The organism is Actinomycetospora endophytica, from assembly GCF_021026375.1.
Lineage (GTDB): Bacteria > Actinomycetota > Actinomycetes > Mycobacteriales > Pseudonocardiaceae > Actinomycetospora > Actinomycetospora endophytica.
The window spans coordinates 1,603,312-1,621,660 of sequence record NZ_JAJNDB010000001.1 but is presented as its reverse complement, the minus strand read 5'-3'; the positions used below and the strand labels follow the sequence as shown (position 1 = coordinate 1,621,660).

16 protein-coding genes are annotated in these 18,349 nt (G+C 75.4%); 7 read left to right on the top strand and 9 right to left on the bottom strand.

Annotated elements, in window-relative coordinates:
* Positions 1 to 50: 50 nt before the first annotated feature.
* On the bottom strand, positions 51 to 1,559 hold the full coding sequence (locus tag LQ327_RS07895) for an alpha/beta hydrolase (RefSeq protein ID WP_230731237.1): 1,509 nt from the start codon (positions 1,557 to 1,559) through the stop codon (positions 51 to 53).
* A gap of 131 nt (positions 1,560 to 1,690) precedes the next feature.
* Here LQ327_RS07895 and LQ327_RS07890 point away from each other — a divergent pair, with 131 nt between their 5' ends.
* The 3 genes from LQ327_RS07890 to LQ327_RS07880 all read left to right on the top strand — a co-directional run bounded on the left by LQ327_RS07890 (position 1,691) and on the right by LQ327_RS07880 (position 4,831).
* Positions 1,691 to 1,975: a PASTA domain-containing protein gene (locus tag LQ327_RS07890; RefSeq protein WP_230731235.1), complete on the top strand. Its 285-nt coding sequence runs from the start codon at positions 1,691 to 1,693 to the stop codon at positions 1,973 to 1,975.
* A 343-nt stretch (positions 1,976 to 2,318) separates the two neighbouring features.
* Positions 2,319 to 3,971 (top strand): peptide chain release factor 3, encoded by a 1,653-nt coding sequence (locus LQ327_RS07885; RefSeq protein WP_230731233.1) that lies wholly within the window; start codon positions 2,319 to 2,321, stop codon positions 3,969 to 3,971.
* Positions 3,968 to 4,831, top strand: coding sequence for a heparin lyase I family protein (locus LQ327_RS07880; RefSeq protein WP_230731231.1), 864 nt, complete (start codon positions 3,968 to 3,970; stop codon positions 4,829 to 4,831). The genes LQ327_RS07885 and LQ327_RS07880 overlap by 4 nt, the downstream gene beginning before the upstream one ends.
* A gap of 25 nt (positions 4,832 to 4,856) precedes the next feature.
* Here the strand turns inward: LQ327_RS07880 and LQ327_RS07875 are convergent, their stop codons facing one another.
* Together LQ327_RS07875 and LQ327_RS07870 are read right to left on the bottom strand one after the other, a co-directional pair.
* Positions 4,857 to 5,246: a hypothetical protein gene (locus LQ327_RS07875; RefSeq protein WP_230731230.1), complete on the bottom strand. Its 390-nt coding sequence runs from the start codon at positions 5,244 to 5,246 to the stop codon at positions 4,857 to 4,859.
* A gap of 60 nt (positions 5,247 to 5,306) precedes the next feature.
* Positions 5,307 to 5,654, bottom strand: coding sequence for a hypothetical protein (locus tag LQ327_RS07870; RefSeq protein ID WP_230731229.1), 348 nt, complete (start codon positions 5,652 to 5,654; stop codon positions 5,307 to 5,309).
* A 400-nt stretch (positions 5,655 to 6,054) separates the two neighbouring features.
* Between LQ327_RS07870 and LQ327_RS07865 the strand changes: the two genes are divergently transcribed.
* Genes LQ327_RS07865 through LQ327_RS07855 form a run of 3 tightly spaced genes read left to right on the top strand, consistent with a single transcriptional unit; the run spans position 6,055 to position 8,797 of the window.
* Positions 6,055 to 7,089 carry a protein kinase domain-containing protein gene (locus LQ327_RS07865; RefSeq protein WP_230731228.1) on the top strand — a complete coding sequence of 345 codons (1,035 nt, stop codon included), beginning with the start codon at positions 6,055 to 6,057 and terminating at the stop codon, positions 7,087 to 7,089.
* On the top strand, positions 7,086 to 8,354 hold the full coding sequence (locus LQ327_RS07860; protein ID WP_230731226.1) for a PP2C family protein-serine/threonine phosphatase: 1,269 nt from the start codon (positions 7,086 to 7,088) through the stop codon (positions 8,352 to 8,354). The genes LQ327_RS07865 and LQ327_RS07860 overlap by 4 nt, the downstream gene beginning before the upstream one ends.
* A complete protein-coding gene (locus LQ327_RS07855) occupies positions 8,351 to 8,797 on the top strand; it encodes an FHA domain-containing protein (protein ID WP_230731223.1) in 447 nt (148 codons plus the stop codon). Before LQ327_RS07860 ends, LQ327_RS07855 begins: the two co-directional genes overlap by 4 nt.
* Here the strand turns inward: LQ327_RS07855 and LQ327_RS07850 are convergent.
* From LQ327_RS07850 to LQ327_RS07835, 4 genes are all read right to left on the bottom strand, one after another.
* Positions 8,778 to 9,392 (bottom strand): GtrA family protein, encoded by a 615-nt coding sequence (locus tag LQ327_RS07850; protein WP_230731220.1) that lies wholly within the window; start codon positions 9,390 to 9,392, stop codon positions 8,778 to 8,780. The two genes, LQ327_RS07855 and LQ327_RS07850, sit on opposite strands and share 20 nt — an antisense overlap.
* Before the next feature lie 60 nt (positions 9,393 to 9,452).
* A complete protein-coding gene (locus LQ327_RS07845) occupies positions 9,453 to 10,553 on the bottom strand; it encodes a decaprenyl-phosphate phosphoribosyltransferase (protein ID WP_230731218.1) in 1,101 nt (366 codons plus the stop codon).
* A complete protein-coding gene (locus tag LQ327_RS07840; RefSeq protein ID WP_230731216.1) occupies positions 10,550 to 11,107 on the bottom strand; it encodes a phosphatase PAP2 family protein in 558 nt (185 codons plus the stop codon). Before LQ327_RS07840 ends, LQ327_RS07845 begins: the two co-directional genes overlap by 4 nt.
* Before the next feature lie 187 nt (positions 11,108 to 11,294).
* The gene (locus tag LQ327_RS07835; RefSeq protein ID WP_230731208.1) at positions 11,295 to 12,095 is read right to left on the bottom strand and encodes an HAD family hydrolase; all 801 of its coding nucleotides are present in this window, start codon (positions 12,093 to 12,095) and stop codon (positions 11,295 to 11,297) included.
* 215 nt (positions 12,096 to 12,310) lie between these two features.
* On the opposite strand from LQ327_RS07835, the gene LQ327_RS07830 reads away from it, so the two are divergent.
* Complete coding sequence (locus LQ327_RS07830) at positions 12,311 to 13,588, top strand: carboxylate--amine ligase (RefSeq protein WP_230731206.1); 1,278 nt, start codon at positions 12,311 to 12,313, stop codon at positions 13,586 to 13,588.
* Between the two features lie 127 nt (positions 13,589 to 13,715).
* Here the strand turns inward: LQ327_RS07830 and LQ327_RS07825 are convergent, their stop codons facing one another.
* Positions 13,716 to 14,933 (bottom strand): FAD-dependent oxidoreductase, encoded by a 1,218-nt coding sequence (locus LQ327_RS07825; protein WP_230731203.1) that lies wholly within the window; start codon positions 14,931 to 14,933, stop codon positions 13,716 to 13,718.
* Between the two features lie 146 nt (positions 14,934 to 15,079).
* A complete protein-coding gene (locus LQ327_RS07820; protein ID WP_230731201.1) occupies positions 15,080 to 18,247 on the bottom strand; it encodes an arabinosyltransferase domain-containing protein in 3,168 nt (1,055 codons plus the stop codon).
* Positions 18,248 to 18,349: the final 102 nt, after the last annotated feature.

Here is an 18,349-nt window from a genome sequence, read left to right as displayed (position 1 = left end):
GCTGATGATCACCGGGGTCAGCGGGGTCGGCGGCGCCGCGCCGCGGCGGCTCAGCACGTCGCGTTCGGCCCCGGCAGCGTCAGGTCGGTGAGGTACCGGTTCACCTGGTCGTCCACGCACGAGACGCCCTGCCCGTACACGGTGTGCCCGTCTCCGCGGTAGGTCAGCAGCGCCGAGCCGGTCAGCCGCCGCGCCAGGTTCACGCTGTTCTGGTACGGCGTGGCCGGGTCGTTGGTGGTGCCGATGACGAGGGTCGGGGCGAGCCCCTGGCCGGTCGGCGGCGTCAGCGGATCCTGCGGGACGGGCCAGTCCGCGCAGGTCAGCCCGCTGACGAGCACGTTGCCGCTGAAGTGCGGCGCCCGCGCCTCGGCGGCGCGCGCCTGGGCGAGCACGTCCTCCTGGTTGCGCGGCCACGAGTTGTCCAGGCAGGTCACGGCGTTGTAGGTGTCCGAGTTCGACCCCTCGAAGTACTTCGCGGCCAGCCGGCGCATCGGGCCGCCGTCGCCGGAGTCCGCGGCCTTGAGGGCCTGCGCCAGGGTCGGCCAGTTCCCCTTGGAGTACAGCGGCAGCACCACGCCGAGCTCGAGCAGCCCCGCCGAGAGCGGCGTGGTCCCGGCGACCGGCAGCGGCGACGCCTTCACGCGGGCGCGGACCCGGTCGAGCATCGCGATCGGGTCGGGGCCGGCCGCGCAGTCGGGCCGGGAGGCGCAGTCGTCGGCGAACTGGTGCAGCGAGTTCTCGAAGCTCTCGGCCTGGCTGGGGTCGAGCCCGGGCAGCGTCACGTCGACGACGCCGTCGAGCACCATCGCCCGGATCCGCTGCGGGAACATCTCGCCGTAGATCTGGCCGATCGACGTGCCGTAGGAGTACCCGAGGTAGCTGATCTGCTGCTCGCCGAGGGCATTGCGGATCGAGTCCATGTCCCGCGCGACGTCCCGGGTCCCGAGATGGGGCAGCAGCTGGTGGTAGGTGTCGCCACAGGACTGGTCGTAGCGCTCGACGGCCTGCTCGGCCGACGCCTCGCCGGCGGGGTTCCCGGGGTCCGGGTCGCCGTAGTACGGGCTGTCGGGGCCGACCGGGCACTTCAGCGCGTTGCTGCGCCCCACGCCGCGCGGGTCGAACCCGATGACGTCGAAGCGGTCCGCGACGGCGGCCGGGACCTGGCCGCTCTCCACGGTGTCGATCCCCGAGCCGCCGGGCCCGCCGGGGTTGACGAGCAGCACCCCGGCCTTGCGGGACTGGTCCTTCGCGGGCTGGCGCACGATCCCGATGCCGACGGTCGGGCCGTTCGGCTGGGCGTAGTCGACCGGCACCATGATCGTGGCGCACTGGAACGCGCCGTCGCACGGCACGAAGTTCGCCGGGGCGCCGAGCGCGGTCGGCGGTGGTGGCGGACTCGAGCTCGACGACGGCGCCGAGGTGTCGGTCTGCAGCGCCGGCAGGCTCGAGGTGCCCCCGCAGCCCGCGAGCAGCAGCGCCCCGGCTGCGAGCAGCACCACGCCGCGCTGGGCCCGTAGGCGGCTCCAGTTACGCCGTCCGGCCGTCTTCGGATCGCCCATTGCGCCGCCCCGCCGTCGTTCGTGCCCTCGGGCCGGCGCGGTGACGCCGGAACGCGCATCTTGCCGAACGACGGACCGACCGGGGTTGGCGGCCCTTCAACGGCGGCCTCGTCGTGGCTACCGTCGTGAGGATGGACGAGCCCGACCTGGTGCTGGTGCCCGCACTGGTGGGGCTCCCGGCCGCCCAGGCCCACGAGGTGGCCATCTCCGCGCGGGTCGTGGCGGTCGATCCCGACCCCGACACCCCGCCGACGGTCAGCGGCACGGTCACCGCCCAGCAGCCCCTGGCGGGTATCCGGGTCCCGGCCGGCGACCCGGTGACGATCTGGGTCGAGCCCGACGACGGCGGGGGCGGCGGGAACATGCCGCGCGTGGCCCCCGACCAGCCCCTGGACGGTGCCGGCGCCCGGCGATGACGCCGGGGCGCCCGGTGAGGAGGCGTCACGGCCCGGACGGTCCCCTCCCCCCGGGGGGACCGGTCGGGCCGCGACGTCCCGCTGGCAAACCGGGCGGTCTGCCCGTGGAGAGTGTGCCGTGGTGACCGGGCGCGGTGAAACAGACGTGAATGGTGGGATCCGTTGGGCGGTCCGCTACACGCGACGAGCGTCCGCCGGACGGTCGCCGGACGCCGCCGTACGGACGCCACGACGACGGCGGTGACCGCCCGCACGTGCGCGTCCCCCAGACACCGGTCACACCGGCGTGGCCCGTAATCTGGCCCGCGATGGGGACGGCGAGAAGCATCGGGAGGACCGCGCGATGACCGTGGCCTCCCCCCACGCCGACCCGGGCGAGCGCGATACGGCGGGCCCGGACGGCTCTCCGAGCGGCGAGGCACGCCGCCGCCGGACCTTCGCCGTGATCTCCCATCCCGACGCGGGCAAGTCGACGCTCACCGAGGCCCTCGCGCTGCACGCCGAGGTCATCTCCGCCGCGGGCGCGGTCCACGGGAAGGGCGGACGCAAGGGCGTCACGTCCGACTGGATGGACATGGAGCGCGAGCGCGGCATCTCGGTGACCTCGGCGGTGCTCCAGTTCGCCTACCGCGACCACGTCATCAACCTGCTCGACACCCCCGGCCACGGCGACTTCTCCGAGGACACCTACCGGGTGCTCGCCGCTGTCGACGCCGCGGTGATGCTGCTCGACGCCGCCCGGGGTCTCGAGCCGCAGACCCTCAAGCTCTTCGACGTCTGCCGCGCCCGGGGGGTGCCAGTCCTGACGTTCGTGAACAAGTGGGACCGGCCGGGCCGCGAGCCCCTGGAGCTGGTCGACGAGGTCGAGCAGCGGATCGGGCTGCGCCCGATGCCGATCACGTGGCCGGTGGGGATCGCCGGGGACTTCCACGGCCTGGTCGAGCGCGCGGACGGCACGATGCGCCGGTTCACCCGCGCGGCGCACGGCGCCTCCCGGGCCGCCGAGGAGCGCCTCGACGCCGACCGGGCCGCCGCCGAGGAGGGCGTCGACTGGGAGCGCGCCACCGAGGAGCTCGAGCTGCTCGGCGAGGTAGGAGCGGCCTTCGACACTCCAGAAGCCATGGCGGCGTTCCACGACGGCACCGCGACGCCGGTGATGTTCGGGGCGGCGCTCTCGAACATCGGCGTGGCCCGGCTGCTGGACGCCCTGGTGGAGCTGGCGCCGCCGCCCGCCCCGCGCCCGTCGGCGACCGGGGACGAGCGCCCGATCGACGCGCCCTTCTCGGGGCTGGTGTTCAAGGTGCAGGCGTCGATGGACAAGTCGCACCGCGACCGCGTCGCGTTCGTCCGCATCTGCTCCGGCCGGTTCGAGCGCGGCATGGTGCTCACCCACGACGCCACCGGTCGTCCCTTCGCGACGAAGTACGCCCAGGCGATGTTCGGGCGGGACCGCTCGACCATCGAGGAGGCGTTCCCCGGCGACATCGTCGGGCTCGTCAACGCCACCGCGCTGCGCCCCGGGGACACGCTGTGGTCGGAGAAGCCGGTCACGTTCCCGACCATCCCGAGCTTCGCGCCCGAACACTTCTCCGTGGCCAGGGTCGCGGACGCGTCGAAGACCAAGCAGTTCCGCAAGGGCATCGAGCAGTTGGACTCCGAGGGCGTCATCCAGGTGCTCTCCTCCGATCTGCGCGGTGACCAGGCGCCGGTGCTCGCCGCCGTCGGGCCCCTGCAGTTCGAGGTGGTCGCCGCGCGGCTCGCCGACGAGTTCTCCGCGCCGATCAAGCTCGAGCGCCTCGACTACACCCTCGCGCGGCGCACCGACGCCGCCGGCGCGGACGCGCTGCGCAGCGCGATCGGCATCGAGGTGCTGACCCGCCGCGCCGACGGCGAGCTGCTCGCGCTCTTCCCGCACAAGTGGCGGCTGCAGGCCGTCACGCAGAACCAGCCCGATCTCACCCTCGAACCATTGATCGCGGAGGGAGCAACCCCGTGAGGACCTCCACCGGAACCCGGATCCACGGCCTGCTCGGGCTCGCCGTGTCGGTCCTGCTGGTGGCCGGGGTGGTCGTCGGGTGCTCCGGCTCCGGCGGCTCCGGGTCGGGATCGCCCGCCTCGACCGCCACCGGCAGCGCGCCGCCGCTCACCGGGGCACCCGACCCGGCGTCCGTGCCCGCCCCGCTCTGGCAGGCGAACCTCTCCGGGCCGAACCCGTTGGCGAACTTCCGGAACACGCCCTACAACAACGACGGCGCCCCGGCTCCCGAGATCGTCGACGCGCCCGGGGTCACCGGCGCGAAGGCCGTGCGCTACACCGTCCCCGGCGGTGGCAAGCGCACCGAGCTCGAGCCGCAGATCGACTCCTACAAGGAGGGCGACGACGCCTACTTCGGTTTCGCGTGGAACCTCCCGGACGACTTCCCCGTGAACGCCGACGGCTGGCAGGTCGTCGCGCAGTGGAAGAACGACGGCGACGGCAGCCCGCCCATCGAGGTCAAGGTCGACCACGGCCAGTTCGTGCTCGACGGCGGCGCCGGCGGGGACGACCCGGGAGCCAACTACTTCTCGGTGCCGATCGGGCCCGCCGTCGTGGGGCAGCAGACGGACATCGTCCTGCACGTGAAGTTCTCCACCGACCCGAAGAAGGCCCAGGTCGACGTCTGGATGAACGGGCAGCAGCGCATCAACGCGTACCGGCCCCCGGGCGGCACCCGCTACCAGGACGAGGACTCCTACCTCAAGACCGGCATCTACCGGGACACCGCCATCAACCAGTCGGCCACGCTCTACCTCATCGACGCGCGGGTGGCCCGCAGCTACGACTCGGCGGCGGCGCTGGTCGGGCCGAAGGGCTGATCGGCCGCTGAGCCGGGCCGCCGGCTCAGCGGCGGCTGCCCGACGGCAGCCCGCGCGGCGGCAGCGCGGCGTTGATGATCCGGCTGAGGCCCTCGGGGTCGTCGACCTCGACGACCACGCGGTGGAACGGGACGCCGCGCAGGTAGATGGCCAGCAGCGTCGTCGCGGCGTGCACCATCCACAGCTGCCGGCGCTCCCCCACGCCGTACGCCCCGGCGCGCAGCATCCCCGGGACCGAGATGCCGGGCAGGTGGACGCGGGGGCTGGCCGCCACGGCGTCACGCCGGCCGAGGGTCCGGGCGCCGAGCACGCGGTCGATGGGCAGGAACACCCCGCCGCGGCAGGCGTAGACCCGGTCGCGCCCGGTGAAGCGCAGCAGGACGCCGTGCTCGGTCACCCTCGTCTGCACGGTCATCGCGGCCCCTCCCCGCTGTGCCCGACACGGACCCGCCCCTCCGCCCGTGCGGGCCGGGCCTCACTCCCCGCGGTCGGCCCGGGACGCGGACTGCTCGAACGCCTCGTCGGCCGCGCGCCGGGCGTCGTCGTACCCCTTCTTGACGGCGTCCTGCCCGTCGTCGTGGGCCTCGGCGACCGCCTGCTCGGCGGCCTTCGCGGCCTCGGCGAGGGCCCGCTCGGCCTCGGCGGCGCTCGCCGCGAGGTCGGTGGCCGCGCCGTCGGAGGAGGTGGTGCTCCCTGCCCCCGGGGAGCTGCTGTCCGGACCCGCGGGAACGGCGCCGTCGACACGGTGCCGGGCACTCTCCGCGGACGGCTGGTCCTCGCTCGTCTGCGACCCCGTCGACGGGGTCGGAGTCGATGAAGTCACTGCGCGTCTCCGTGGCTCGGTGTCCGGCGCCGCGCAGCGCAATCGGTTGCGCTGCGACCGCCCCGGACGGGGGTACGTCGAGCCAGCATCGCACCTTTCCGGCCATCCGGCGCCCGGGGGCCCGGCGTCGGAACCGCTCGGCGCCCGGGCACCACCGGGTGCCTCGTCACGTTCCGCCGGACGTCCACCGACGGTGTCCCCTCGACGGTGGAACCCGGTGCGCCGGGGGTCGCAGCTGGCGCGACGGCCGGTCGCGGGCCGTGGTCGTGGACGGGTCGGGCCCCGGCGAAGGGCGGAGGTATCGTGCTCGGACCGTCCTCCGGGTCACACCAGCGATCCCGGTGGACGGGCCGTCGGGGCGCGAGCGGATGCCGACTCATCCGCGCACGGGGAGCACGTGGTGGACCGTCACAGCACGCGGCCGGGCCGGGCCCGGCAGGGCCTGCGGCCCGCCGCGGGGGGACGGCACGCCACCGACGACCTCCTCGCCCGGGCCGCCGCCCTGTTCCCGGAGTCGCGACGGTGGTGCCCGTCCTGCGAGGCCCCCGTCGGGCGGGCCCGCGACGGCAGGCCCGGGCGCCTGCGCGGCACCTGCGCCCACTGTCGCCACGTCTTCGACCTCGCGCCGGAGCTCGCCCCCGGCACCGTGCTGGGCGGGCGGTGGACGATCACCGGGCCGCTCGCGCGCGGCGGCGACTGGCTCTACACCGCCGACGACGGCGAGCGGGGCGGCAGCGTCGTCGTCGCACGCCGGCGCGACGACGACGCCGCGACCCCCGCCCGGCTGCTCGGTCACGGCCACCCCGCGCTCGTCGGGCTGCGCGACGTCGTCACGACGGCGGACGCGGTCCACCTCGTCCTGGAACCGGTCCACGGCGGGCCGGCGCGCGGGCCGCTGTCCCCCGACGACGCGGCCGCGCTCGTGCTCGGCGTCATCCCGGCGGTCGGCCACCTCCACGGGCTCGGCCTGCTGCACGCCGACCTCAAGCCGAGCAACGTGCTGCGGGCGCCGGACGGGCCGGTCCTGGTCGACCTCGGGTCGGTGCGGCGCCTCGACGACCGCATCGCCCCGGTCTGGGGCACCGAGGGCTTCCTCGCGCCGGAGATCGCGCCGGGCGGAGCCGGCCCCTCGGTCGCCTCGGAGGTCTACGCGCTGGGCCGCACGCTCGCCGTCCTGCTCGGTCGGCCGGTGCGCCCGCACCTGGCCCCGCGCCGCCCCGTCGAGGACCCGACGCCCCTGGATCCGGTGATCACGCGGGCGACCGCGGCCGATCCCGGGCTCCGTCACGCCGATGTCGCGGCCCTGGGCACGGACCTCCTCGCCGCCCTCGGCGTGGGTGGGACGGACACCGCGGACGCCGTGCACCAAGATGATCCCAGCCGCCCCGCCGCGCCCGCCCCTGCGCACGCCCCCCGAGGAGCCTTCCCGACGTGACCGAGTCCTCCGCGCCGCCGTCCGCGACGAACGGCTCCGACGACCCGGGCTCCGACCCCTCGAGCCCCGGGACGGCGATCCCGGCCGCCGTGCCGGACGGTGGCGCCGCGACCCGTGGGACCGCGTCCGCCCAGGACCCGGACCCCACGGGCGGGGTCCCCGTGCAGTCCGTCGGTCCCGCGGGCAGCGCCGGCGAGCACACCGACCTGCGCGCGGTCCTCGACGCGACGCGCGCGGAGATCGAGGAGGCCGACTGCCCGGAGTGCGGCGCGGGCCCGGACCGGGCGGCCGACGGGAGCTGCGGGAACTGTGGGACGCGGCGGCCCGCGGTACGCGACCACGTGGAGTTCCGGCTCGGCCCGGCCGCCGCGGTCACCGACCGCGGCCTGCGCCGGCGGCGCAACGAGGACGCCTGCGCGCTGGGCCGGATCGCGACCCCGACGGGCGAGGTGCTCGTCGCGTCGGTCTGCGACGGCGTCGCCTCGGCCCGCCGCGGTGACGAGGCCTCCCTGGCCGGGGCCGAGGCCGCGGTCGCGGCGGTCCTCACCCGGGTGGTCGCCCACGGCCACGACCGCCGCGGCGGGCTCGACAACCTGGCCGCGGCGGGCGCCAGCGCGGCGGCCGAGGCCGCGGCCGACCTGGTGCGCTTCGGGGACCCGAACGACCCGCCCGCGACCACCTACACCGGCGCGGTCACCCGGGCCGGCTCCGCGGTGGTGTCCTGGGTCGGCGACAGCCGGGTGTACTGGCTGGCCTCCGACGGCACCTCGCAGCTGCTCTCCACCGACGACTCGTGGGCCGAGGAGATCGCCGCGGCGGGCGTCATGACGCGGGAGCAGGCCCACGCCGACCGCCGCGCCCACGTGCTCACCCGGTGGCTGGGCCACGACTCCCCCGAGGGACCCGCCCGCGCGCGGCGCTTCCGGCCCGCCGGACCCGGGTTCCTGCTGCTCTGCAGCGACGGGCTGTGGAACCACCTCCCCGACGCCGACCGGCTCGCGGGGCTCCTGAGCGGCGACGACGTCCTCGCCGACGCCCGCGCCCTCGTGGACGCGGCGCTGGCGGACGGCGGGCACGACAACACCACCGTGGCGCTGCTCCCGCTCGACCCCGCCGACGGCGACGGCGAGTGGGGCCCGCGCCCCGACGGCAGCGACGACACCGGGCCCATCCTGATCCCGCTCGACGGCGACGACGTGGACGCTCCCGGTGAGGACGACCGGGCCGCGGACACCGACGACCCGTCCCGGCCGGGCCGACCATGACGGGCTGGACGGCGCGCGTCTGGGCCGACCGGGACCACTACGAGCTGGTGCGCGCGCGGGCCGAGCCCGCCACGGACCCGGTCGCGGTGCCCGCCTTCCCCGGCGAGCCGGTGGAGTTCGAGATCGCGCTGCGCGGCGAGGAGATCCGCATCGGGCGGCGCGGGGTCCCGGACGAGGACCCGTCGGCCTCCGTCGCCGACGACGACGAGGTGCCGGGGATCGACCTGACCGGCCCGCCGCGCGACCCCGGCGTCTCGCACCTGCACGCCGTGCTGCTCGCGGTCGGTCCGGACCGCTGGGTCGTGCTCGACGCCGGGTCCACCAACGGGACCTCGGTGAACTACGCGGCCGAGCGCCTCGAACCGGGCACCGCCGTCCCGCTGGGCTCCGGCGACAGCATCCACGTCGGGGCGTGGACGACGATCACCGTCGAACGGCGATGAGCTGAAGGGTCGCCGGGTCCTCCTCGAGGACCGCGGCGGCGGCCGGGTCCACCGTCGCGAGGGGCCCGGTGCCGGGGCTGCGGGTCCCCGGGTCGTCGGGCACGACCGGGATCGGGCCGGTGTCGGCGGTCGGGCTCGCGGTGGGGACCGGGCCGGTGGCCGTCACGACCGGGATCGGCCCGGTGGTCGTGGTGGCGCGGTGGTGGGCGAGCACGAGCCGGGTGGCGAGGAAGCTCACCGGCACCGCGAGCACCGCGGCCACGAGCGGGGCCAGGCGCTCGTCCACGCCGACGCCGACGAGCGCGACCACCCCGACCGTCGTCGCGGCCACGTTGACCGCCTGCGAGGCGGGGTAGAGCAGGAAGCGGCGCCACGACGGCCGCACGCGGAACGTCACGCGGCAGTTCAGGAAGAACGACACGATCATCGCGGCGCCCAGCCCGATGACGTGCGCGGTGAGGTAGCCGACCTCGCGGAGCACGAGCAGGTAGACCACGTAGTAGGTCGCGGCGTTCACGACCCCCACGAGCGCGTAGCGCACCAGGGCCCACAGCAGCGGGGCCCGTCGGGTCCACCCCGGGGCCGGCGCGCTCACCGTGTCCGCCTCCTCATGTCCGGTGTCCGTACGGCGGTGCCGTTCCGGTTCGGTGGGACGTCAGCGCGGGAGGGGGCTGAGCTCGACCGCGAGGAAGACCAGCACCACCCAGGCGACACCGAGGACCTGCAGCACGCGGTCGTGCAGCACGATCTCCTCGGGCTCGCCGCCGTTGCCGCCGTCGACGTCCACCGCGTAGCGCAGGATGGCGACGACGAACGGCACGACCGAGATGATCGCCCACATGCTCGGCGGGGTGGGGAGACGGCCGGGGATGGAGAGCACGCCGATCCCGAAGGCCCACAGGCCGTACGCCATGATCACGACGGTGGCCGAGAGCGACCACACGAACCGCAGGTACGACGACGAGTAGCGCTCGAGCGACTTGCGGATCTTCGCGCCGGTCTGCTCCGCGAGACGCATCTCGGCGTAGCGCTTGCCCGCGGCCATGAACAGCGACCCGAACGCCATGGTCAGCAGGAACCAGGGCGAGAGGTAGAGCGTCGCCGCGGCGCCACCGGCGATCGCGCGCATGAGGAAGCCGGAGGACACGATGCAGATGTCGATCACGGGCTCGTGCTTGAGCCACAGGCAGTACGCCAGCTGCACGACGATGTAGACCGCGGCGACCACCGCGAGGTTGCGGCTCGCCAGGAAGCTCAGCGCGATGGCCCCGGCGAAGAGCACCACGGCGACCCCGTAGGCCACGGACTCCGGCACCACGCCGGCCGCGATCGGCCGGAAGCGCTTCTTCGGGTGGGCGCGGTCGGCCTCGACGTCGCGGGCGTCGTTGACCAGGTAGACCCCGGACGCGGCGAGCGAGAACACCACGAAGGCGACGAGGACGTGGGTGAGCACGCCGACCTCGCCGAGCCGGCCCGCGGCGAACGGCGCCGCCAGGACCAGCACGTTCTTCACCCACTGCTTGGGGCGCATCGTCTTGAGCACGCCCAGCGGCAGCGCGAGCGGCCCCTTGCGGACCACCGGCACCGCGGTGTCGTCGGGGGCGTCCTCCGGCTCGCGCTCCTCGAGCGCCTCGGCGGCGAGCTCACCGGCGCCGTCGGACTCCGGGCGCGACGCGTCCGTGGTCTCGACGTCGGCGGGTGTCTCGACGTCGGAGGGTGTCGCCTCGGAGGGCTTCGCGTCCTGGGACATCGTCATGCAGTCCTCCAGCGGCCGACGGATCCGCGCGCGATGAGACGGCGGGCGCCGAGCGCGCACACCGCCCCCAGGGCGGATCCGGCCAGCACGTCGGTCGGGTAGTGGACGCCCAGCACGAGGCGCGAGAGCGCCATCGCGGGCACGGTCGGGAGGGCGACGCCGGGCCGCCCGAGCAGGCCGCCGTAGAGCAGCGCCGCCGCGGTGGTGGACGTGGCGTGCGAGGAGGGGAAGCTCAGCCGGCTCGGCGTGCCGACGTACACCGCGATGCGCGGGTCGTGCGGCCGCGGCCGGCGGACGACGCGCTTCACCGCGATGGAGGCGCCGTGCGCCCCCGCGACGGCGGCGGCGGCGGTGAGCCACTGCCGGCGGCGGGGCCGGTCGAGCGCGGCACCCGCGGCACCGATGGCGAGCCACCCGGCGGCGTGCTCACCGAACAGGGACATCGCCTGCGCACCGCGCACCACCGAGGGGTGGTCGATGCGCCGCTGGACGGCGGTGAGCGCGGCGACCTCGGCGGCCGGGTCGTCGCTCACATCGGGCGCCCGATCGAGCACACGTCCTCCTCCCGGGTCTCCCCGAGTCAGGTCAGGGCCCACCGGACGGGTGGGCGGACAACCGGGGCGATGCTACGCGGGCCTTGACAAGCGCCTGTCAGGGAGGCTCGCGTGCGCGTGGCGTCGGCCTCGTGCTCACCCGGGCGTCGACCGCCCGACGCCGGGCGTCCACCCCGCGGGGTCGGGGTCAGAACCAGCGCTCCAGCACGAGCGCCACCCCGTCCTCGTCGTGGTGGGCGGTGACCTCGTCGGCGGCGGCGTGCAGTTCGGGGTGCGCGTTGCCCATCGCGACGCCGTGGCCGGCCCAGCGCAGCATCTCGAGGTCGTTGGGCATGTCGCCGAACGCCACGACCGCGTCGGCGTCCACCCCGAGGTGCACGGCCGCCTGCGCGAGCCCGTGGGCCTTCGTCACGCCGCGCACCGAGCACTCCACGAGCCCGCCGCCCGCGGAGAACGTGACGTCCACGAGCTCGCCGAGCCCGGCGCGCACGGCCCGGGCCAGGACGTCACTGGCGATCCCCCGGCGTCGGGCGAGGACCTTCACGGCCGGCTCCGCGGTGAGCTCGGCCGCCGGGACCTCGACGTGGTCGGAGTTCGGCCAGGCGTGCTCGTAGGCCGGCTCGCAGCAGAACTCCGCGACGCCCGGGCGCGGCACCCGCTCGACCGCGAGCCCGGCACCGGGCAGGGCCACCCGCAGCCGGTCGATCACCTCGACGAGCACGTCACGGTCGAACTCCGCGGCCTCGAGGACCTCGTCGGTGCCCGCGTCCCAGAGCACCGCCCCGTTGGCGGCGACGCAGAGTCCGCGCAGCCCGATCGCGTCGCACACCGGGAGGATCCAGCGCGGCGGGCGGCCGGTCGCGAGCACCAGCGGCACGCCCGCGTCGCGCATCCGGTCGAGGACGGCGAGCAGGCGCGGCCCCGGGTGCCCGTCGGCGCCCAGCAACGTGCCGTCGACGTCGCTGGCGACCAGCCGGGGGGAGCGCATGGACCCGATTCTCGCCGCTCGCACGGCCGGGGCGCCGATTCGACCGGGCTCCTGCCCCCGGGATCGGCGCCGCCCCCGTCTACGCTCCTGACCAGCGTGTCATCCGATCGGGCGACGGTCCGGACGAGCGGGACGAACCGGACGGCCGTCCGTGCGACGACGTCGTTGGACCTCCCGAGCACGGTCGGATCCGGCGACAGGGGGAGGGGTGCGTCGTGCTGCTGGACGCGCACGGTTCGGCGCGGAACCGGGTGGAGCTGGACCGCTCGGTGCCCGCGCTGCTGCTCAAGCTCGGCAACTACCCGCTGCACCACGGGGGCGTCGGCGTGGTCCGCAGCCTCGGTCGCTGCGGCGTGGACGTCTACGCGGTCACCGAGGGGCGGTTCACCCCGGCCGCCCTCTCGCGACACCTGCACGGCCGGTTCTCGTGGCCCACGACCGGCAGCGAGGACCCGGCCGAGCTCGCCGAGGGCCTGCACGGCATCGCGAAGGCGATCGGGCGGCCCGCCGTGCTCGTCACCACCGACGACGAGGCCGCGGCGGTGGTGTCGGAACTGGCCGACGAGCCCGGGCTCGCCGACGACTTCCTCTTCCCGCGCTGCGCCGACCCGGGCCTGCCCCGCCGTGTCGCCAGCAAGGAGGGGCTCTTCCGGCTCTGCAGCGCCCACGGCATCCCGACCCCGATGACGGTCTTCCCGGAGAACCTCGCCGACGTCGAGGAGTACGCCGCCACCGGCGCGTTCCCCGTCGTCGTGAAGAGCCGGGACCCGTTCGAGCGCCACCGCCACCCGACGGTGCGCTCGTCCACCGTCGTCGAGACCCCGGACCGGCTCCGGGCGATGGCGCTCGACTGGGACGACGTGCCGTCGCTGATCCTGCAGGAGTACGTGCCGCGCGAGACCGCCGAGGACTGGGTGGTGCACGCCTGGTGGCCGGGACCGGACGCGCCGGGCCAGGAGGCGCTGTTCACCGGCGTGAAGCTGCGCTCGTGGCCGCCGCACGCCGGGTTCACGACGGCGGGCCGGGCCCGCTGGAACGACGAGCTCGCCGACCACGCCCGGCGGCTCTTCGACACCGTCGGGTTCCGCGGCATCGCCGACCTCGACTGGCGCCGCGACCTGCGCGACGGGCGCTACAAGCTCGTCGACTTCAACCCGCGGGTCGGGGCGCAGTTCCGGCTCTTCGAGGACGAGGCAGGCCTCGACGTCGTCCGCGCCCAGCACCTGGCCCTCACCGGCCGTCCGGTGCCCCACGCGCGGTTCCCGGAGGGGCGGGCGTTCGTGGTCGAGGACTTCGACTACGCCGCCCGCGTGGCGTACCGCGGCGACCGCACCGACGGTCCGGCGCCGGACGGCCGCCCGCCGTCGACCGAGCACGGCTGGTTCGCCCTCGACGACCCGCTGCCGTTCCTGCCGATGCTCGTGGGCCGGGCGTCGCCGGTGCTGCAGCGGTTCACCCGGACCTGGGTGCCGCGTCTGCGCAAGCCGCGCTGAGCGGCCCGCGCGGCCGTTCAGCTGGTCGCCTGTTCGGCCGTTCGGCCCAGCCCCGGAACGAACGAACGGCTCGTTCGTCACTCTTGAAGGTGACGAACGAGCCGTTCGTGCCGTACTGGGAGATCCGTCAGGCGATCGAGTGCGACCCCACGGGGAAGGCCACCCGCATCGTCGGGCCGCGCTTGCCGGCGATGCGGCGCGCGATCTCGGGCCCGGCGTACCAGGTGCCCGTGACGAAGCGGTTCACCGGACCGAACGAGCGGACCGCGGGCGCCCCGAGGAAGTGCAGCCCGGGCACCGAGGACTCGAAGCCCTTGCCGAGCTTCGGGAACCCGTCGAGGAGCTCCACCTCGCCGAGCAGCTCCTTGTCGAGCAGGTCGTAGCGCGCGACGTCGTAGTCGTAGCCACTGCCGGCCATGATGTGGTCAGCCTTCAGCGTGGACCCGTCCTTCAGCGTCACGACGATCTCGCCGCCGGTGTACTCGGCGGACCGGATCGCGCTGCCGAGGTGGAACGGCACGTGCTCCAGGCGGGCGCGCAGGTTGTGCGAGCCGGCCGGGAACAGGCAGCGCTTGCGGACCTCGAGCTGGGCCCGCGCGGGCAGCCGCCGGTAGGTCTCGGGCGTGGCGGCGATCCAGCCGGTGGCGCGGCCGCCCACGTCCGTCGGGGGCACCCGCCACTTCTGCCGGAACGTCGGGGTCCCGGGACGGTGCGGGCCGAGCCAGTGCACCGCCTTCGAACGGGCCGTGACGGACACGTCCACGCCGAGGTCGGCGAGGATCGCGGCGTTCTCGAGCGCGCTCTGCCCGAGGCCGAGGACGAGGACCCGCTTCCCGGCGAACACCGAGAGGTCCTCGTGGTGGGCCACGTGGGAGACGGTGCCCTGGGGGAGGTTCTCGAGCTCGGGCACCGAGCGCTCCATGTTGAGCAGCCCGACGCTGAGCACCACCCGCTCGGCGTGCATCCGGTCGCCGTCGTCGAGGTGCACCGAGAAGCCGGAGCCCTCCCGCGCGACCTGCTCCACGCGGCGGTGGTCGAGGTCGGGCACGATCCGCTCGGAGATCCACTCGCCGTAGGCGAGGAAGTGCTCGAGCGAGGCCGGGTTGTCGAGGGCGATGTCGTGGGCGCGGGCCCACGAGGTGATGGTGTGCCCCGGCACGGGGTGCGCGATCGAGGACGCGCGCTCCTTCGAGCGCAGGATCATCCCCTGAGGCATCTGGTGGCGCCACGAGCCCATCACTTCACCGAAGGTGTGTGTGGACGTGCCCTGGTGGCGCAGGAACGCGGTGGCGGACAGCCCGTACGGGCCTGCGCCGACCACCGCGACGTCGGTGGATCCGGACATGCTCCCCCTCTCCGGTGGGCGCCGCAGGACGACGGCGCGTGAGACCCATCATGGCGAGCGCGAATCCGGCGGCCGTCGTCGGGGTGACCCCCGTGGCGTCACCCGCCGTCACGATCCGGACACCCGGGGACGAGCCGGGCTGATGATCAGTCGTCGACGCCCTGGTACTCGATCCCGGCGTACGACTCGCGGGCGAGGGTGGGCAGCCGGGCCAGGCCGGAGCGGGTCGTCGTGCCGGGCTCCAGCGCGTACCCGCCGGTGGGGAGGTCGTGCACGACGACGTCGACCGAGCCCCACGGGCGGGTGGCGGGGCCGCCGACCGGGACCGAGGTCGGGAGGCGCACGTAGGTCGACTCCAGTTCCTCGCCGCGCCACACGCCGCCGAGGGTGTCGTCGGTCCACAGGCCGGTGTAGTTCGGGCCGAGGTCCTCCCCCGCCTGCATCCGGTACTGCGTCGGCGGGGCGACGCCGCCCGCGACGATCTGCTGGTTCACGCACGGCCACAGGGCCGAGCTCATCTGGTCGGCGCGGACCGGCACACCCTTCCCGTCCGGGGTGTCGAGCAGCTCCCGCACCGGCCGCGCCCCGCCGATCCAGGGCTGGGCGACGGCGAGGACGCCGGTCGGGGAGTCCGCGACGACACGGACCGCGGTCGGGTGGCCCGGCCGGCCGACCAACGAGATCGGGATCTCCTGCCAGGTGCGCTCGTCGGCGGCGGGCGAGAGCCCGACCTTCTCGCTGGTCACCGAGGTGGGAGCACCGACCGGGCCGGTGCCGATCTCGAGGCGTACGCCGGCATGGATCGCGCCGTCCGCGCTGCTGGCCAGGACGGGGACGACGACGTCGGTGGCGCCGGGTTGCGGGTCACCGGCGGGAGCGGGCGTCCCGGCCGCGGCCGGCAGCGGGAACCACCCGGAGTCGAGCGAGCCCTCGCCGCTCCGCGCGGGCGCGTCGGTGTGCCACACGGTGCCCAGGCCCGGGACGTCGCGCGGGACGGGGCTCCCGACGGCGGCGGCGAAGTCCCCGGTGAGCACGGGGGCTGTGGGTGTCCCCAGCGGCGTCGGCGCGGGACGCAGCACCGACACCTCGTTCTCGAGTCCGCAGGCGCTGTGGACGACGTCGTGGACGTTGCCCAGCGCGACCGTCCAGCCCGGGTACTGGCGGATCGGCGCGAGCACGAACACCCCGGCCAGCCCGACCACCACCGCGAGGCAGGTCGCCACCAGCACCGCGCGGGCGGGCGAGGGCCGCGGCGCCCTCGGCATCCACCGGGCGCGGGCCCACCAGGCGGCGAGCAGCGCGATCGCGATCCAGATCAGCGGGTTGCGCAGGAAGATCGGCCCGAGGTGCGGGGCGAGCAGGCCCTGCTCGGAGCGGGTGAGGTCGGGGACGGCGTGCGGGCCGAACGGCTGGCCGCGGTCGGAGAACGGTCGCCAGAGGTTCAGCCCGGCGAAGGTGACCGCGGCGGCGCCGACGAGGATCGCGACACTGGCCGCCGTCGCGAACGCCCGCTCCTGACGCGGGAGGGCGGCGCGCAGCAGCGCGACCGCGACCAGCACGGTGCCGGACGCGGCCACCGCCGGGAAGTGCAGCACCCACTTCGTCGGGCTGATCGTGAGCAGGGCGAACGCGATGCCCGTGGTCGCCGCACTGGTGAGCAGCAGGCGGCGCAGCGGGTCCTGGTCGTCCCGGCGACCGCTCGCGATCGCGGCGACGAGCAGCACGGCCAGCGTGATCAGCACCGGCGCCCGGCGGGCCCACGGCGTGACCCCGGGGTTGAGCAGGGTCTGGTAGTGGACGAGCTCGTCGTACCAGGGGACCGTCGCGTAGTACCAGGCGTGCACCGCCGCCGCTTCGAGGATGTCGCCGACCGAGGCGTCGGCGAGTCCGACCGGGACGGCGACGGTGGTCGCTGCGACGACGACCGCGACCGCGGCGGCCGCCGACCAGGGCCGCTCCCGCGCGACGCCGCGCAGCCAGGCCCACCCCCGCGGCGCGTCCACCAGCAGCGGCGCGACGGCGACCAGCCCCGTCGGCGAGCACATCAGCGACACCGAGGCGGCCGCGGCCGCCACCGCGACGGCGCCGACCGCGCCCTTCGGTCCCCAGCGGCGCGCGAGCTGCCCGCACACCAGCACCACCACGGACAGCAGCACGATCAGCGGCTCGGGGCGCAGCGTGAGCCCGTAGGGCATCCACCAGAGCAGGTACGCCACGAGCAGCGCCCACGGGACCTTCGCCTCGCGCACCCCGGACCCGCGCAGGGCGAGCACCGTGTAGATCCGCAGCCCGGCGTAGGCCAGCAGACCGAGGATCGTGGCGAGCAGCCGCATCCACAGCAGCGACCAGCCGCCGATCGCGCCCCAGACCTGCACGAGATACTGCGACGCGACGAACGGGGCCTCGGTCGCGTCGAACATGTAGACCGCGTTGGCCATGGTCCCGGTCTGCGTCGCCGCCCGGGCCATGAGCGGATACCAGGAGTCGTCGAAGTTCGTCGGGCCGAGCACGGCCCACGCCCCCGAGACGACGACCACCACAGCGTCCGCCGGCGAGCGGTGCGCGCGGGCCCGGGCCAGCAGGCCGCCGGCGCGACGACGCAGCCGCGCCCCGAGGCCGGGCGGGCCGCGGCGCGGGCGGCCGATCAGCACCGCGACCAGTGCTGCCAGGACGACGAGCAGGGCGACGAGCAGCCCCGTCTTGAGCGTCGAGGGCGAGGAGTCGTAGCGGTCGTCGGGGCGCAGCTCGACGCCGAGCCCGGGGGTGCCCGCCCGGTCGGTGGACAGCCGGGTGACGTACGGGGGTTCCACGGCGGCGCAGGCCCCACAGGCCAGGGCGATCGGGACGCCGTCGCGGGTCACCCGTGGGGGCGTGCCCGCGGTGACCGAGATCGCCCAGGTGCACGCCGTGGACCCGAGCGGCGTGTCGACCAGGCGCTGCCGGTCGAGGTCGACGGTGATCCGGCGTGCGGGGCCGTCGCCGTGGGCCGCGACGAGCAGCCCGAGCGAGTCGCCCGGCGGGGCGGTGCGCAGCGCCTCGACGGTCCCGGGCCCGCTGCCGGCGAGCGCGGCGCACGGGACGGTCGCGTCGAACGACAGCGGCCGCGGCGGGGCGAGCGCGAGGGTGGTCGATGTGGCGGGCCGACCGGCCTGCGGCCAGACCAGCGTCGGGGTCGACACGACGACGGGGGCGAGCGCCGCGCCGATCGCGAGGACGACGGCGAGGGCGCCGAGGGCCACCAGCAGTCGCGGCCGTAGGGCGACGTGGCCGGGATCCGGGGAGGGGACACCGCCCGAGGACGCCGGGTCCGGCACTCTCGGTGATTCGATGGAGGTCCCCGCCGCCATCTCTCCTCCCCCCGGCGGCGCAGTGCCGCCCGGTCGAGAGGGTAGACAGCCACGAGGCGTCGCCCGGAC